Source organism: Parafrankia elaeagni (genome assembly GCF_000374165.1).
GTDB classification, from domain to species: domain Bacteria; phylum Actinomycetota; class Actinomycetes; order Frankiales; family Frankiaceae; genus Parafrankia; species Parafrankia elaeagni.
In genome coordinates this window covers 55,229-69,957 of record NZ_KB893711.1, presented here as the reverse complement: position 1 = coordinate 69,957, position 14,729 = coordinate 55,229, and the positions used below count along the sequence as shown (strand labels likewise).

Genomic DNA, 14,729 nt, shown 5'->3' with positions numbered 1-14,729 from the left:
GCTCACTGGAGGAGGTAGATGGTGGCGAACAGGGCGATCCAGACGACATCGACGAAGTGCCAGTAGTACGACACCACGATCGCCGACGTCGCCTTCTCGGGCGTGAACCGCCCGTAGGTCGACCTGGCCAGCACCAGAACGAAGGCGACCAGCCCACCGATCACGTGCAACCCGTGGAACCCGGTGGTCAGGTAGTACACCGACCCGTAGCCGTGCGACGCCAGGGTGAACTCGTTCTCCTTGAAGTACTCCCAGGCCTGACCGCCAACGAAGACGATCCCCATGATCAGCGAGATCAGGTACCAGCGGCGCAGCCCGATGACGTCGCCGCGTTCGGCGGCGAAGACCCCGAGCTGACAGGTCACGCTGGACAGGACCAGGATCACCGTGAAGAAGAGTGCAAACGGGACGTGCAGGTGCACGGGACCGATCTCGGACCCGGCCGGGTCGCCGGTGACCGGCGGCCAGTTGCCGCTGTTGACCGAGCGGATCGTGTAGTACATCGCGAACAGTGCCGCGAAGAACATCAGCTCCGACGACAGCCACACCACTGTGCCGACCGAGACCATCGAGGGACGGTTGGCCGCCGGGTGCGCTGGAGGAGCCTTCTCGAGGACAGGGGCTGAGGCCACGACGGTCATTCTGGCATGTGACGCCGCACGCGCCACCGTAGGTTCGACAATCGGTAGGACTACACGGCGTCGACGACGCGCCGCGAGCGCCCGCCGAGCATCCGAAAATCCGCCGGGTGCTGCCGAAACGCCTGCTAACACGCAGGTTCTGGCATGTGATGAGGCGTCGGCCACGCCGCGTGCCGGACCCCGAACCCGTCGGTTGTTGTGTCCCTCACCCAGAGCGGCGCGCCACGCCGGGGGTGGCCCGGACGGCTCAGTCCGCGAGGGCGGCGAGCGCCCGGATGCCCTCCGCGGGGAACGTCAGACCCTCCTCCGTCCCGGGGTCGACGGCGAGCATCAGATCCTCGGAGGGCCACATCCGCAGCAACGCGGCGAGCGCGACCCTGCGGTAGCGGTCGATGCCCGGCAGCGCGTCGGCGAGACGCTGCTCCGAGGTGAAGGTGGGGACGAACTGGCGGCCGTCGGCCTGCTCGGCGACGGGAAGCTTCACCACCCGCGCGTCGCCGTTGTCCCGGGACGGATCGCTGAGATCCGGGACGAGGACATCCGCGACGGCCAGCGCGCCCAGCGCCGCCGAGTCGTCGCGGTCGAGCGCCAGCCGGTGCAGAGCCTCGCTGGCCGGGGTTGCCCCGCCGGGGCCGAACCCGGCCGGGCCGTCGTGGTGATCGGTCACAGCGCCGCTCCTGTCGGGCCGGGAATCGAGCCTGTCCTGTGCTCGCATACCCGGGTCCGCCGCAGATGAACGGCCCGCGCCGGCCCGTCACAGCCCCGCAGAGCCGTCAGCCGGGCAGAGCCAGATCGGCGATCAGACTGCGCCGGGTCGCCCCGGTGACAGGGGTCCCGTCGCTGTAGGCCGGATGGTCGACCACCAGCTCGACGGGGACCTCGGGGTCGCGGAAGGCGTCCCGGGTCTCGTCCGTGAGCGGGAAGCGGAACATGTGCACCGACACGGTCTCGCTCGGGGCGTCGGGGTCCTCGTCAACGCCCGGGATCTCGACGGCGGGCACCCTCACTCCGCCGATCTCCAACGAGATCCGGCTCTGCACCCCGGACAGGCGGACGAGCTCGTCGCGGACGGCGTCCAGCTGGTCGAGCTCGATGAACATCGTGGCGGTGAGGGCGTGGCTGGACGGCAGCAGCCGCGAGTAGGCGTCCACCTCGTGGGCGACCTCGCCGGGAGCGCTGAGCCGCTCGGTGTAGACCATCTCCTGCACCTGGTAGCGCAGTGTCTCGGCGTTCTCGAACTCGAAGACCAGGATGTCGCCGACCCGCACGCGCCGCTCGGCACGGATCGGGATCATCCGGGCGCGGGCCTGGCTGCGCCTGGCCGAGTAGGACTGATGGTCCGTCGTGATGTCGGCGATGGTGAACGTCATCGTGCCGCCTCCTGCCCCGTCGCGCCGCCCGTCCTCGTACCCGCCGGTGTCTCCTGCGGGGCGCGAGGACGCAGAGAGGCCAGGGGCTCACGGACCGCGGCGGGCATCCGAAAAGGTACCGGGAGAGCCGGACGTACCGGGTGTCGAGGCTCCCGGGCCCCGGTGAGTCGATGTGCCGGAGCTCCGGGGCTGGACAGCCCGTCGAGACGGGCCTCCCAGCCCCGGCTCCCGGCCGGGGGCGGCCCGGGTTTCCCCGTGCCGCCCCCGGCCGTGGGGGCGGTGCGAACCGCCCGGGAACACGGCCGCGATCAGGCGTCCGCGGTCTCCTCGGCGACCACCGCGTCGAGGGCCTTCTTGAAGCGGCCGGCGTGGGTCTTCTCGGCGCGCGCCAGCGTGGCGAACCAGTCGGCGACCTCCTCGAAGCCCTCCTCGCGGGCGGTCTTCGCGAAGCCCGGGTACATCGCGGTGAACTCGTAGGTCTCGCCGGCCACGGCGCTCGCCAGGTTCTTGGCCGTCTTGCCGATCGGCTCGCCCGTCGCCGGGTCGCCGACCTCGGCGAGGAAGTCGAGGTGACCGAACGCGTGGCCGGTCTCGCCCTCGGCCGTGTCACGGAAGAGGCCCGCGGCCTCGGTCAGCCCCTCGATGTCCGCCCGGCGGGCGAAGTACAGGTAGCGGCGGTTGGCCTGGCTCTCGCCGGCGAAGGCCTCCTTGAGGTTCTCGTGGGTCTTGGTGCCGTCAAGCTTCGGCATGCGGAGTTCCTCCATGGACGTCATCATTGTTTCGATCACTGCCGCCGGCCCGGGCCCTGGCCCGCGCCGCCGGACTGACACTCCGGGCACAGACCACGGAACTGCAGGTCGTACCCGGTGATCGTGAAGCCGGACCGCCGTGCGATCTCGGCCACCATCCCGTCGGGGACGGGCTGGTCGATGTCCACCGCCCGGCCACACCGTTCGCACACGGCGTGGTCGTGCCGGCTGGTGTTCGCGTCGTACCTGGCTGCCGTGCCGTCCCCGAGGCTCAGTTCGAGGGCGTGCCCGGTCGCCACCAGCAACGCGAGCGCGCGGTACACCGTGGCGCTGCCGATACCAGGGGCAGCGACCCGCACGCGCTCGTAGACCTCGGCCGCCGTGGGATGGTCGGCGGCGGCCTTCAGCACCTCCAGCACGGCTCCGCGCTGGGGGGTGAGGCGTAGTTCGGTTCGCTCCGGCATCGGGTCACGTCCGTCATCGGTCGGTCGGTCGGCGCCCGCCCGCGCACAGGTCCCGCGGGAGGCACGGCCGGGACGGGCACTCGGACAATCGTTGAGAACGAGTATCAGTATCACGCCTGACGGTGTCCGATGGCAAACTCCTCCGGACCCGGAGGTCCGGCCACCGATCCACCGCCGGCACTCCGCCAGCCCCGGGGCCGGGCCGGCCTGACGGCCCCCGCGGCGATGTCCCCGTCTGCGACGGCCCTGACCGTACCGGCCGCCACCCGGCGCCGGTGACCCGGATGGGCACGCGACCGGCACGCCGCGAACAGATAGCCTTCGGAGCGGATACCGGGCCGGTGGGACGTCCGACACCACGGCCGGCACCCTGTGCGGCGGCCGCCCTGCGCGGCGACGCCCGGGGCCGCCGCCGGGGACCGGTGCCCACGCAGTGCCCGTACCGGCAGTCGTTCCCGATCGCCGCCCACGGCGGTCGCCCATCCGAGAGGCCCGTGGACGCCATGAGCACCGTTCTCGTCTACGCGAGCAAGCCCGACGTCCGAGCGCGTGTCCTGGCGGCCGTCGGGCGCCGGCCCGCGGCCGACCTCGACGAGATCGAGTTCGTCGAGGTGTCCGACGCGGCGACCCTCATCGACGCCGTCGACCATGGCGAGGCCGACCTGTGCATCCTGGACGCCGAGGCCACGCCGTCCGGCGGGATGGGGCTGTGCCGCCAGCTCAAGAACGAGGTGGCGGACTGCCCGCCCACGCTGCTGCTGGTCGCCCGGCGCGACGACCGCTGGCTGGCGACCTGGTCGCAGGCCGACGCGGTGGTCAGCCATCCCGTCGACCCGGGCGCGCTCACCGACGCGGTCGTCGGCCTGCTCCGGGAGCGTGCGACCGGCTCGGCGGTCCGCCGGCCGGTGGTCAACACCCGCGCCCACTAGGCCGGGTGGACCCCGTCATGACGAGCACATCGGCACCGCGTCAGGCCAGGGCGGTGCCGTCCGGCGCAGCCGCCGAGGCGTCCACGCACTCCACGACCGCACCTGACCCCGGCGCGCCCACCGGCACCGCTCCCACGACCCCCGCTCCGGCCGCCGCCGGCAGCGGGGCGGCCGGCAGCGGCCGGCGAGCCGCGCAGAGCTGGCCCGACCTGATCAGCCTGCTGATCTCCGGCGAGCCGCTGACCGCCGACCAGACCACCTGGGCGATGGCACAGATCATGGGCGGGCTGGCCACGCCCGCCCAGATCGCCGGTTTCATCATCGCGCTGCGAGCCAAGGGCGAGACCGCGCAGGAGATCGGCGGGCTGATCCGCGCGATGCTCGGCGTCGGCGAGACCCTCGCCCTCTCCGACGAGCTGCGGGCCGGCGCCGTCGACACCTGCGGCACCGGCGGCGACCGCTCCAACACGGTGAACCTCTCGACGATGGCGGCGATCGTCGCCGCCGGCGCCGGGGTCACGGTCGTCAAGCACGGCAACCGCGCCGCGTCGTCGGCAAGCGGATCGGCGGACGTCCTGTCCGAGCTCGGGGTGGTGATCGACCTGCCGCCGGCCGGGGTCGAGGCCTGCCTGTCCAGCGCCGGGATAGCCTTCTGCTTCGCGCCGGTCTTCCACCCGGCCATGCGCCACGTCGGGGCGATCCGCGGAGAGCTGGGTGTCCAGACCGCGTTCAACATCCTCGGCCCGCTGGCGAACCCGGCCCGGCCGGGTGCCCAGACGATCGGCGTCGCCGATGCCCGGCTCGCCCCGATCGTCGCGGACGTCCTGGCTGACCGGGGCACCCGGGGCCTGGTCTTCCGCGGCGACGACGGGCTGGACGAGCTCACCACCGCGATGCCGTCCACTGTCTGGGTCGTGACCGCCCCGCCCGGCGGGCAGGAGCGGGCGCGGGTGCGCCGGGACCGTTTCGACCCGCGCGACCTCGGCATCGCCACACCCGACGCGACCGCCCTGCGCGGTGCCGACGCCGCCTACAACGCCCAGGTGGCCCGGACCATCCTCGCCGGGGAGACCGGGCCGGTGCGTGACGCCGTCCTGCTCGCCACCGCGGCGGCCCTGGTTGCCGCCGTCGGGCCGACCGAGGCCCCGGTCACGGAGCAGCTGGGGGCGCAGCTCGGCCGCGCCGCGGCGGCGATCGACTCGGGTGCCGCGGCGGAGGCGCTGCGTCGCTGGGCGGAGGCCAGCCAGACCGCGGCGAAGGCCCGCGGCTGACCGCACCCGCCCGCCGGACCAGCCGAGGCCGGACAGGGCACGACAGATCACGAGGATCCGCGAGAGATCACGAGGATCTGCGAGGACCCACGACAAAGGGCCGCTGCCCCGGGTGACGGACCTGGGGCAGCGGCCCTTGTGCACGGCCGACGGCTCGGAACCTCGCGCGTGGCGCCGCACAGGTGCTCGGCGCCTCGCGCTCGGTGCCCGGCGCGCCTGTCAGTGCGTCGGCACCTCGTCCTCAGGCAGCGCCGGGTGCCAGAAGTTCTCCATGACCAGGCAGACGGCGAAGGCGAACGTCAGAACAGCGCCCAGGATGCTCAGCCAGATCCCGAAGGCGAGCCCCATGGCGGTGACCGACGCGCTCGCGCCGAGGAAGAACGGGTAGTAGCTGCCCGGGGTGAAGTGCCCGAGCTCCCCGGCGCCGTCGACGACCTCCGCGTCCGGCAGGTCCTGCGGGCGCATGCCGATCCGGCGGCCGGTGAAGACCAGGTAGCCGCCGACGAGGAAGCCCAGGCCCGCGCACAGGGTGAGTGCGGCGGTACCGGTCGGGTCCTTCGCCCAGAACCAGTAGACCAGGGCAACCGCCCCGGCGAAGATGCCGAAGAAGTTGAAGATGAAGCCTTCGATCTTCATCGCGCTGCTCCCTGACCCAGTTCCGGTGTGGCGTGATAATCCGCCTTGCCCGCGGCCCCCGGGAAGTGCAGGTCGAACGCCGGGCGCTCGGAGCGGATCCGCGGCAGGGACCGGAAGTTGTGCCGAGGCGGCGGGCAGGACGTCGCCCACTCCAGCGAGTTGGAGAAGCCCCACGGGTCATCGACCGCCGCGACCGGACCCTTGCGGTAGGAGTACCACAGGTTGTAGAGCAGCGGCAACGTCGAGAGGCCCATCAGGAACGAACCGGCCGTCGCGACGGTGTTGAGGGTGGTGAAACCGTCGTTCGGGCCATAGTCCGCGAACCGCCGCGGCATGCCCTGGGTGCCCAGCCAGTGGAACACCAGGAAGGTCGCGTTGAAACCGAGGAACAGCGACCAGAAGTGCAGCTTCGCGAGCTTCTCGTTCAGCATCCGCCCGGTGACCTTCGGGAACCAGAAGTAGACCCCGGCGAAGGCGGCGAACATGAGACCGGCGACGACGTAGTGGAAGTGCCCGACCACGAAGTAGCTGTCACTCACGTGGAAGTCGATCGGCGGGCTGGCGAGCAGCACACCGGTCAGACCACCGAACAGGAACGTCACGAGGAAGCCGACGGCGAAGAGCATCGGTGCCTCGAAGCTGAGTTGCCCGCGCCACATCGTGCCGATCCAGTTGAAGAACTTGATCCCGGTGGGCACCGCGATCAGGAACGACAGGAAGGCGAAGAACGGCAGCAGCACGGCACCGGTGACGAACATGTGGTGCGCCCACACCGCGACGGACAGGGCGCCGATGCCGACGGTGGCGAACACCAGGCCCTTGTAGCCGAAGAGCGGCTTGCGGGAGAACACCGGGATGATCTCGCTGATGATGCCGAAGAACGGCAGCGCGATGATGTACACCTCGGGATGCCCGAAGAACCAGAACAGGTGCTGCCACAGCATCGCGCCGCCGTTCTCGGCGGCGAAGATATGTGACCCGAACCTTCGGTCCGCGGCCAGTGCCAGCAGCGCGGCGGCCAGCACCGGGAACGCCACCAGCACCAGGATCGAGGTGACCAGCAGGTTCCAGCAGAAGATCGGCATCCGGAACATCGTCATGCCGGGGGCACGCATGCACAGGATCGTGGTGATGAAGTTGACGGCACCGAGAATGGTGCCGAGACCCTGCACCGTGAGGCCCAGCACCCACAGGTCGGAGCCGACGCCCGGCGAGTACACCTGGCTACTCAGCGGCGCGTAGGCGAACCAGCCGAAGGAGGCCGCCCCGCCCGGGGTCACGAACCCGGTGAAGACGGTGAGGCTGCCGAACAGGAACAGCCAGTACGACAGCGCGTTCAGCCGCGGGAAGGCGACGTCGGGCGCGCCGATCTGCAGCGGCACCAGGTAGTTGGCGAACGCGAACGCCAGCGGCGTCGCGAACATCAGCAGCATGAGCGTGCCGTGCATGGTGAAGAACTGGTTGTACTGCTCGTTGGAGAAGTACTGCAGGCCCGGGCGGGCCAGCTCGCCACGGATGAAGACCGCGAGGATGCCTGCGATGACGAAGAACGCGAACGACGTCAGGAAGTACATGATCGCGATGTCTTTGTGGGACGTCGTCCGCAGGTAGCCGAGCAGGCTCGTGATCGGCGGCTTGTAGTGCGTGTCCGCCGAGTCGTGTGCGTGCCCGGCCGGCCCGGCGGGCGACTCGTGCAGAAGGGTCACTGGACACTCCCGGTGGTGGCGCCGGAGGACGGCGACGCGCTGATCGCGGCGCTCTCCCGTTCCTCGATGAAGCGGTCGTACTCGGCACCGGGCACGACCTGTACGTAGAACGTCATCCGGTCGTGGTCGGTACCGCACAGCTCGGCACATCGACCGACGAAGGTCCCGGTCTCCGTCGCGGTGAGCTCGAACTCGTTGATGCGCCCGGGGACGACGTCCCGCTTGAACAGGAACTCGGGCACCCAGAACGAGTGGATCACGTCCGGCGAGGTGAGCACGAACCGGATCGACCGGCCCTCGGGCAGCACCAGCACCGGCGCCTCACCGGGGCGGCCGGTGACCTCGACCTGGTTGGTGCCCGGCTCCTTGCCGGTGTCGAGGTACTGGAACTGCCAGTTCCACCGGAAACCGATGACGTTCACCGTGACGTCGGGATTGTCCGAGAGCTTGGTGATCTCGGTCTCGTCACGGGCGGTGTAGTAGAAGAGGCCGGCCACGATCACAACCGGCACGACGGTGTAAAGGATCTCAACGGGAAGGTTGTACCGGACCTGGCGCGGCAGAACATCACTGCGCTTCCGGAACACGACGACCGCGTAGAAGATGAGAGCCCATACGAACACACCGACGGCCAGGGCGGCGATCACCGAGCCCTGCCACATGTTCAGGATCCGCGGGGTGTGGTTGGTCACACCGTCCGGGAATCCAAAGTTGGGGACGTCGCAGGCGGTAGCCAGCAGCCCTACGGCCGCCAGCATGGCGCCCATGCGCGCGCCCACGCGGCGCCGGGCCGGCCGTCGGTGTCCAACCCGACGGCTCGCCAGCTCGTCCGCGTCAGCGGTGTCAGCCGGGGCCATCGGCGTGTCCTCGACATCCGCGAGCGACGGCCGGGTCCGACCGAAGGATCTCCTCACCAGGTCCTGCCTCCCACGACTAGCGGGCGCGCGGCTGTGGGCGGATTCAGGTTCCGCCAACGCCTCGCGACCGCGTAAACGCTTCGCGGGCCGGCCGGTCCAACCGGCCTCGCTGCTTCGTCTTCCGACTGTCTTCGACACGCTGTAGATGGTGCGGCAGCAGCGTATCCCAGCAGCGGACGAGCTTCTCGCCGCAGGCCCCGTCCGGAGCTGTGAGACACGACCCGCGGGGCGTCGTGGACAGGCCCCAGGGCCCTTGATCCGGGCCAACCACCCGCCCCGTCCGGCCCCCGACAGGTGTGTGGGCCTCCCGCTTTCCGGTCGACGCCCCGCAAGGCCTTTCTGTTCCAGGCCCCTCCGCTGCGCGAATGCCCCGGCCGTGCTCCGGCGGGTGAGCCCGGTTACTCCGCAACGGGCGTAGCGTCACTCTCGTGCCGGCCTATCTCGACCACGCGTCGACCACGCCGCTGCATCCGGTCGCCCGCGAGGCGCTTCTCGCGGCGATCGACGACGGCTGGGCCGACCCCGCCCGGCTCTACCGCGAGGGGCGCCGGGCTCGGATGCTGCTGGACGCCGCGCGGGAGACCGTCGCCGGGGTGCTGGGCGCCCGCGCCCCGGAGATCAGCTTCACCGCCAGCGGCACCGCGGCGGCGCACCTGGCCCTTCTCGGCACCGCGGCGGGCCGCCGCCGGGCCGGCGGCGTGGTCATGGTCAGTGCCGTGGAACACTCCAGCGTCCTGCACGCCGCGCAGCGCCACGAAGGTGACGGCGGAGAAGTGGTGACGATCGGGGTCGACGGCCTCGGCCGCGTCGACCCGGCTGCCTTCGCCACCGCTCTCGACGACCGCCCGGACACCGCGGTCGCCGCCCTGCAGCACGCCAACCACGAGGTGGGCACCGTCCAGCCGGTCGCCGAGGTGGCGCGGCTGCTGCACGAGCGCGGGGTGCCCCTGGTCACCGACGCGGCGATGACCGTCGGGCGGGTGCCCGTCAGCCTGGCGGAGCTGGGCGCGGACGTCCTCACCGCGAGCGCGCACAAGTTCGGCGGGCCGCCTGGTGTCGGCTTCCTCGTGGTCCGCACCGGCACCCGGTGGGCCGGGCCGCAGCCGGCCGACGAACGCGAGTACGGGCGCGTCCCGGGTTTCCCGAACGTGCCGGCCGTCGTCGCGGCCGCCGCCGCCCTGGCCGTGCGGGCCACCGAGATCGAGGCCGAGGCACGGCAGCTGGCGGCCTGGTCGAGGCGGCTGCGCGAGCGTCTGCCGGTACTGGTCGAGGACGTCGAGCTGCTCGGGCCGGACAGCACCGACCTCGCCGTGAGGCTCCCGCACGTGGTGGCCTTCTCGTGTCTGTACGTCGCCGGCGAGGCCCTGCTCGGGGAGCTCGACCGGGCCGGCATCGCGGTCAGCTCCGGGTCGAGCTGCACCTCGGACACGCTGACGCCCAGCCATGTGCTCGTCGCGATGGGGGCGCTCACCCATGGGAACCTGCGGGTCTCGTTCGGGCGGGACTCCACCGAGGCCGACGTCGACGCCCTGCTCGCCGCGCTGCCGCCCGTCGTGCGCGCCGTGCGCGAACGGGCCGGAGCGGCCGGACTGTGACCGGCGACAGCACTCCCCCGCGGAGCCACACCCCGCCGGGTCAGACCCCGCCGGGTCAGACCCCCCCCGACCGGCCGCAGGCTGTCCTGGACGCCCGCGGCCGCCGCTGCCCGATCCCGATCATCGAGCTCGCCCGGCACATCGGTGACGTCGACGTCGGTCAGCTCATCGAACTGTGGGCGGACGACCCCGCCGCCGCGGCCGACGTGGCGGCCTGGTGCCGGATGCGCGGTCATGCCCTGGTCGGCGAGCGGACCCGGGCCGGGGGCACCGGATCGGCGGGTGCCGGATCGGCGGGTGCCGGATCAGCGCCCCCGGGAGAGACACCCGACGGAGCGGAGCNGCCCCCCGCCGCGACGACGCCGCCTCCGGGCGGAGGCGACGCCTACCTTGTCCGCCGGGTCCACTGAGCGAGGATCAGGCGGAGCGCAGGTGTGCGGCGATCTCGGCCGCGGCCTCGGCGCCGTAGGTCTCGGTGAGCCGCGCCACGACCTCGGTCCGCTCCAGGCTGTACTCCTGGGTGCCGACGGTCTCCAGCACCGTGGTCGCCAGCAGCGCCCCGACCTGGGCGGACCGCTCCAGCGACAGCTCCCAGGAGATGCCGGCGAGGAACCCGGCGCGGAAGGCGTCGCCGACACCGGTCGGGTCCGGCGTGCTGCGCGCGGGCACGACCGGCACCTTGACGGCCTCGCCGTCGGCGGACTCGATGACGACACCGTCCTTGCCCAGCGTCGTGACCCGGACCCCGACCATGGCGAGGATCTCCTCGTCGGTCAGGCCGGTCTTGGACGCCAGCAGCGCCTTCTCGTACTCGTTGCAGAACAGGTAGGCGGCGCCGTCGACGAGCGAACGGATGCTGTCGCCGTCCATCGTCGCGAGCTGCTGGGAGGGATCGGCGGCGAAGGGGTAGCCGCGCTCCCGGCACTCCGCCGTGTGGCGGAGCATCGCCTGCGGGTCGTTGGGGCTGACGACGACGAGGTCGAGGCCGCCGAAGCGTTCCGCCACCGGGCGGAGCTCGACGCTGGCCGCCTCACTCATCGCGCCGGGGTAGAACGACGCGATCTGGCAGAGGTCGTTGTCCGTGGTGCACACGAAGCGCGCGGTGTGGGCGATCTCGCTCACCCGGACCGAGGCGGTGTCCACGCCGTGCCGGTCGAGCCAGGAACGGTAGTCGGCGAAGTCCTCGCCGACGGCTCCGACCAGGATCGGGTTGAGGCCGAGGCGCCCCAGGCCGAAGCTGATGTTCGCGGCGACCCCCCCGCGGCGGATGCTGAGCTCGTCCACGAGGAACGACAACGAGACCCGCTCAAGCTGATCCGCGAGCAGCTGCTCGGCGAAGCGCCCAGGAAAGCGCATGAGGTGGTCGGTGGCAATGGAACCAGTCACGGCGATACGCACGAACACGCAGCCTACCGCCCACCCCCCAGCGGCCTGGCGGCTGGGCGCGGGCAGGACGATCCCTGTACGGCGCTGGTACGGCGGGAAAAGGTGAAGCCCGGCATGACCGCGATGTCATGCCGGGCTCGCTCCGCGCGAAACGGCGTGCGCCGCTTCGTACGGGATCGATCTGTGCAATACGGACTCCGCCGCGGGTCGGGTCGGAGCGGGGCGGCTGCCGCCGGAACGGCGCCGCCCCACCCCGGACCGATCAGTGGAAGGAGTCTCCACACGCGCAGGAGCCCTGCGCGTTCGGGTTGTCGATCGTGAAGCCCTGCTTCTCGATGGTGTCGACGAAGTCGATCGTCGCGCCGCCGAGGTACGGGAAGCTCATCCGGTCCACGGCGACCTTGACGCCGGAGAAGTCGAGGACGGTGTCCCCGTCGAGCTTGCGCTCGTCGAAGAACAGCTGGTAGCGCATGCCGGAGCATCCGCCGGGCTGCACGGCGATACGGAGCTGGAGGTCGTCCCTCCCCTCCTGCTCGAGCAGGGTCTTCACCTTGCCGGCGGCCGTGTCGGTGAGAACGACGCTGCTCGTGGTCTCGGTCTCGGTTGTGTCCTGCACGGTCATAGGGGCTGCTCCCTGCCCTGTGGACGTGCCAGGTTCACCAGATTTGCTGGTACCCATGGCGGCCGTACGCGAGGGGACGCCCGGGCGGCGACCCCTCACGGGCGACACACATGTCGTGTCGCCGTTCCTGCTCAACACCGCGAGCAAGGATCCGCTTCCCATCGTAGCCAGCGATGGGGAGGTCGGCCACGACGCGCAAGTGACATCCGTCCCCGCTTCACAGGTCCGACCGGTCCAACTTTGCGCGGACCAGGCGATCCGGAGTTAGAGTCTCAACGACCATTAGTGCACGGGACCCGTGGGGACACTGTCGTGAAGGGCACACTTTCGCGGGGTTGCTCCCGCCGCGGCCGGCGGAGGCCCGCCGCGACGACACCGGGCCCGCGACGGCCCGGCCGAGCCCACGAGCAGCGAGCGCGGCGGCCCACCCGGGCCAGCCCGAAGGAGCGGACATGACCACCAACCCGGCCCTGGAACGCCTGGGCGTCACCGCGTCGCCGCTCGCCCTGCTCCTGCTCGGGCGCGAGGCCGATCCCGACAGCGAGCGGGGAGTCGAGTGCCCCGGTGACCTGCCGCCGGCCGCCGACCCCCAGCTGGCCGAGCGGGCGGCGGCCGCCAAGGCCGCGCTCGGCGACGACGTGTTCATCCTGGGGCACCACTACCAGCGCGACGACGTGATCGCCTTCGCCGACGTGACCGGTGACTCGTTCAAGCTCGCCCAGCAGGCCGCGGCCCGGCCCGACGCCAGCTCGATCGTGTTCTGTGGTGTGCACTTCATGGCCGAGAGCGCGGACATCCTGACCGCCGACCACCAGCGGGTGATCCTGCCGGACCTGGCCGCGGGCTGCTCGATGGCCGACATGGCGACGGCGGAGCAGGTGGCACAGGCCTGGGACGACCTGCTCGACGCGGGTGTCGCCGCCGACACCGTCCCGGTCAGCTACATGAACTCCTCCGCGGCGATCAAGGCCTTCACCGGGCGCCACGGCGGGACGATCTGCACCTCCTCGAACGCCGAGCGGGCCCTGGGGTGGGCGTTCGGCGAGCGGCGCGGGAAGCGGGTCGTGTTCCTGCCGGACCAGCATCTGGGCCGCAACACCGCCATCGACAGGATGGGCATGTCCGAGGCCGACTGCGTGGTCTACGACCCGCGGCGCCCGGGTGGCGGGCTGACCCGCGCCCAGCTCCGCGACGCGCGCATGATCCTGTGGCGCGGGCACTGCTCGGTCCACGGCCGGTTCACCCTCCGGTGTGTGGACGAGGTGCGGGCCCGCGTCCCGCAGGTGCGGGTGCTGGTGCACCCCGAGTGCCAGCGTGAGGTGGTGGCCGCCGCCGACCTGGTCGGATCCACCGAATACATCATCAAGGTGGTGGATGAGGCCCCGTCCGGGTCGGTGTTCGCCGTGGGAACCGAGCTGAACCTGGTACAACGGCTGGCGAACCGCCATCCCGACAAGAAGATCGTCTTCCTCGACCGTACGGTGTGCTTCTGCTCCACGATGAACCGCATCGACATGCCGCACCTGGTGTGGACACTCGAAGCGCTCGCCCGTGGGGAGACCGTGAACCGGATCACCGTCGACCCCGAGGTCGCGACCTACGCCCGGAAGGCCCTCGACCAGATGTTGGCACTGCCCTGATGGCCCTGTTGAAGAAGCGCAAGACCGATCCGGCCGACCCGGCGGGCGGCGCGGCCGCCGACCTCGTCGAGGTCGGACCCGCGGAGGCGACCACCGGCAACGCCCGGGTCACGGCGGGCAAGGGACGCCCGACTCCGACCCGCGCCCAGGCCCGGGCAGCCCGGCCGCGCGGCGCCACCGGTGCCGGGCGCACGAGGGCGACCGGCAAGGAGGGCCGCCGGCAGCAGCGCTCCGAGCGGCGTGAGCAGAGCCAGCAGTACCGGGCCGCCATGCTGTCCGGCGACATCAGCAGGCTCCCGCCCCGCGAGCGGGCCCCGGAGCGGGTGATCGCCCGCGACTTCGTGGACACCCGGCTGAACGTCGGCCCGGTCTTCCTGCTCATCGCCGCCGTCTACTTCGTCGGCGGCCTGGTGCCGAACGACTATGTCCGGCTCTCGGCCACCTACCTGATGCTGGTCGGCATCGTCGCGGTCGTCGTCGACTCGTTCGTGCTCGGCCGGCAGGTGACCCGGCTCGTGGCCGAGAAGCACCCGGACTCGGGCGTCCGCGTGCGGGCCTACTCCGCCCAGCGCGCGCTGCTGCCCCGCCGCTGGCGGATGCCCCGGCCCCGGGTCTCCCGCTCCGGCCGCTGAGGCCCCGGGCGGCTGCCCCGTCGGCCAGCCGTCCGGTCGCGGCCGCGGCGGCCAGCCGCCCGGCCGCGGCGGGCTCGCGGCCGCTGCGGGCCCGTGCACAGGCGGTTCGGCGCCGCCGGGTGACCGGTGCGGCGGGCCGAGTCGCCATCGAGGGTGTGAAAAGGTTCGGAT

16 protein-coding genes are annotated in these 14,729 nt (G+C 71.7%); 6 read left to right on the top strand and 10 right to left on the bottom strand.

Annotation, left to right across the window (positions count from 1 at the left end):
• Nucleotides 1-2 precede the first annotated feature (2 nt).
• The 5 genes from ctaE to B207_RS0107095 form a co-directional block, all read right to left on the bottom strand.
• Nucleotides 3-641 (bottom strand): aa3-type cytochrome oxidase subunit III, encoded by a 639-nt coding sequence (ctaE, locus tag B207_RS0107115; protein WP_018635833.1) that lies wholly within the window; start codon nucleotides 639-641, stop codon nucleotides 3-5.
• A gap of 247 nt (nucleotides 642-888) precedes the next feature.
• Complete coding sequence (locus tag B207_RS0107110; protein WP_018635832.1) at nucleotides 889-1,308, bottom strand: SseB family protein; 420 nt, start codon at nucleotides 1,306-1,308, stop codon at nucleotides 889-891.
• A gap of 106 nt (nucleotides 1,309-1,414) precedes the next feature.
• Complete coding sequence (locus B207_RS0107105; protein WP_018635831.1) at nucleotides 1,415-2,011, bottom strand: DUF3501 family protein; 597 nt, start codon at nucleotides 2,009-2,011, stop codon at nucleotides 1,415-1,417.
• A 308-nt stretch (nucleotides 2,012-2,319) separates the two neighbouring features.
• Nucleotides 2,320-2,760, bottom strand: coding sequence for a rubrerythrin family protein (locus tag B207_RS0107100; RefSeq protein ID WP_026310774.1), 441 nt, complete (start codon nucleotides 2,758-2,760; stop codon nucleotides 2,320-2,322).
• Nucleotides 2,761-2,795: 35 nt separating this feature from the next.
• Complete coding sequence (locus B207_RS0107095) at nucleotides 2,796-3,224, bottom strand: Fur family transcriptional regulator (protein WP_018635829.1); 429 nt, start codon at nucleotides 3,222-3,224, stop codon at nucleotides 2,796-2,798.
• A 503-nt stretch (nucleotides 3,225-3,727) separates the two neighbouring features.
• Between B207_RS0107095 and B207_RS0107090 the strand changes: the two genes are divergently transcribed.
• Together B207_RS0107090 and trpD are read left to right on the top strand one after the other, a co-directional pair.
• Entirely contained in the window at nucleotides 3,728-4,153 is a 426-nt protein-coding gene (locus tag B207_RS0107090; RefSeq protein ID WP_018635828.1) for a response regulator transcription factor, read from the top strand.
• Between the two features lie 17 nt (nucleotides 4,154-4,170).
• Nucleotides 4,171-5,424, top strand: a complete 1,254-nt coding sequence (trpD, locus tag B207_RS0107085) for an anthranilate phosphoribosyltransferase (RefSeq protein ID WP_084692028.1) — start codon at nucleotides 4,171-4,173, stop codon at nucleotides 5,422-5,424.
• 219 nt (nucleotides 5,425-5,643) lie between these two features.
• Here trpD and B207_RS0107080 read toward each other — a convergent pair whose 3' ends face one another.
• Genes B207_RS0107080 through ctaC form a run of 3 tightly spaced genes read right to left on the bottom strand, consistent with a single transcriptional unit; the run spans nucleotide 5,644 to nucleotide 8,680 of the window.
• The gene (locus B207_RS0107080) at nucleotides 5,644-6,060 is read right to left on the bottom strand and encodes a cytochrome c oxidase subunit 4 (protein ID WP_018635826.1); all 417 of its coding nucleotides are present in this window, start codon (nucleotides 6,058-6,060) and stop codon (nucleotides 5,644-5,646) included.
• A complete protein-coding gene (gene ctaD / locus B207_RS0107075; RefSeq protein ID WP_018635825.1) occupies nucleotides 6,057-7,766 on the bottom strand; it encodes an aa3-type cytochrome oxidase subunit I in 1,710 nt (569 codons plus the stop codon). Before ctaD ends, B207_RS0107080 begins: the two co-directional genes overlap by 4 nt.
• Nucleotides 7,763-8,680, bottom strand: coding sequence for an aa3-type cytochrome oxidase subunit II (ctaC, locus tag B207_RS0107070; RefSeq protein ID WP_018635824.1), 918 nt, complete (start codon nucleotides 8,678-8,680; stop codon nucleotides 7,763-7,765). The genes ctaD and ctaC overlap by 4 nt, the downstream gene beginning before the upstream one ends.
• 431 nt (nucleotides 8,681-9,111) lie before the next feature.
• On the opposite strand from ctaC, the gene B207_RS0107065 reads away from it, so the two are divergent.
• Nucleotides 9,112-10,278, top strand: coding sequence for a cysteine desulfurase family protein (locus B207_RS0107065; RefSeq protein ID WP_018635823.1), 1,167 nt, complete (start codon nucleotides 9,112-9,114; stop codon nucleotides 10,276-10,278).
• Nucleotides 10,275-10,688, top strand: a complete 414-nt coding sequence (locus B207_RS42525) for a sulfurtransferase TusA family protein (protein ID WP_018635822.1) — start codon at nucleotides 10,275-10,277, stop codon at nucleotides 10,686-10,688. Before B207_RS0107065 ends, B207_RS42525 begins: the two co-directional genes overlap by 4 nt.
• Nucleotides 10,689-10,695: 7 nt before the next feature.
• On the opposite strand, the gene B207_RS0107055 is transcribed toward B207_RS42525, so the two are convergent.
• Together B207_RS0107055 and erpA are read right to left on the bottom strand one after the other, a co-directional pair.
• The gene (locus B207_RS0107055; protein ID WP_026310773.1) at nucleotides 10,696-11,676 is read right to left on the bottom strand and encodes a carbohydrate kinase family protein; all 981 of its coding nucleotides are present in this window, start codon (nucleotides 11,674-11,676) and stop codon (nucleotides 10,696-10,698) included.
• Nucleotides 11,677-11,926: 250 nt separating this feature from the next.
• Entirely contained in the window at nucleotides 11,927-12,286 is a 360-nt protein-coding gene (gene erpA / locus B207_RS0107050) for an iron-sulfur cluster insertion protein ErpA (RefSeq protein WP_018635820.1), read from the bottom strand.
• A gap of 452 nt (nucleotides 12,287-12,738) precedes the next feature.
• Here erpA and nadA point away from each other — a divergent pair, with 452 nt between their 5' ends.
• Together nadA and B207_RS0107040 are read left to right on the top strand one after the other, a co-directional pair.
• Nucleotides 12,739-13,926: a quinolinate synthase NadA gene (gene nadA / locus B207_RS0107045; RefSeq protein WP_018635819.1), complete on the top strand. Its 1,188-nt coding sequence runs from the start codon at nucleotides 12,739-12,741 to the stop codon at nucleotides 13,924-13,926.
• Nucleotides 13,926-14,558, top strand: coding sequence for a DUF3043 domain-containing protein (locus B207_RS0107040; RefSeq protein ID WP_018635818.1), 633 nt, complete (start codon nucleotides 13,926-13,928; stop codon nucleotides 14,556-14,558). Before nadA ends, B207_RS0107040 begins: the two co-directional genes overlap by 1 nt.
• Nucleotides 14,559-14,729 lie beyond the last annotated feature (171 nt).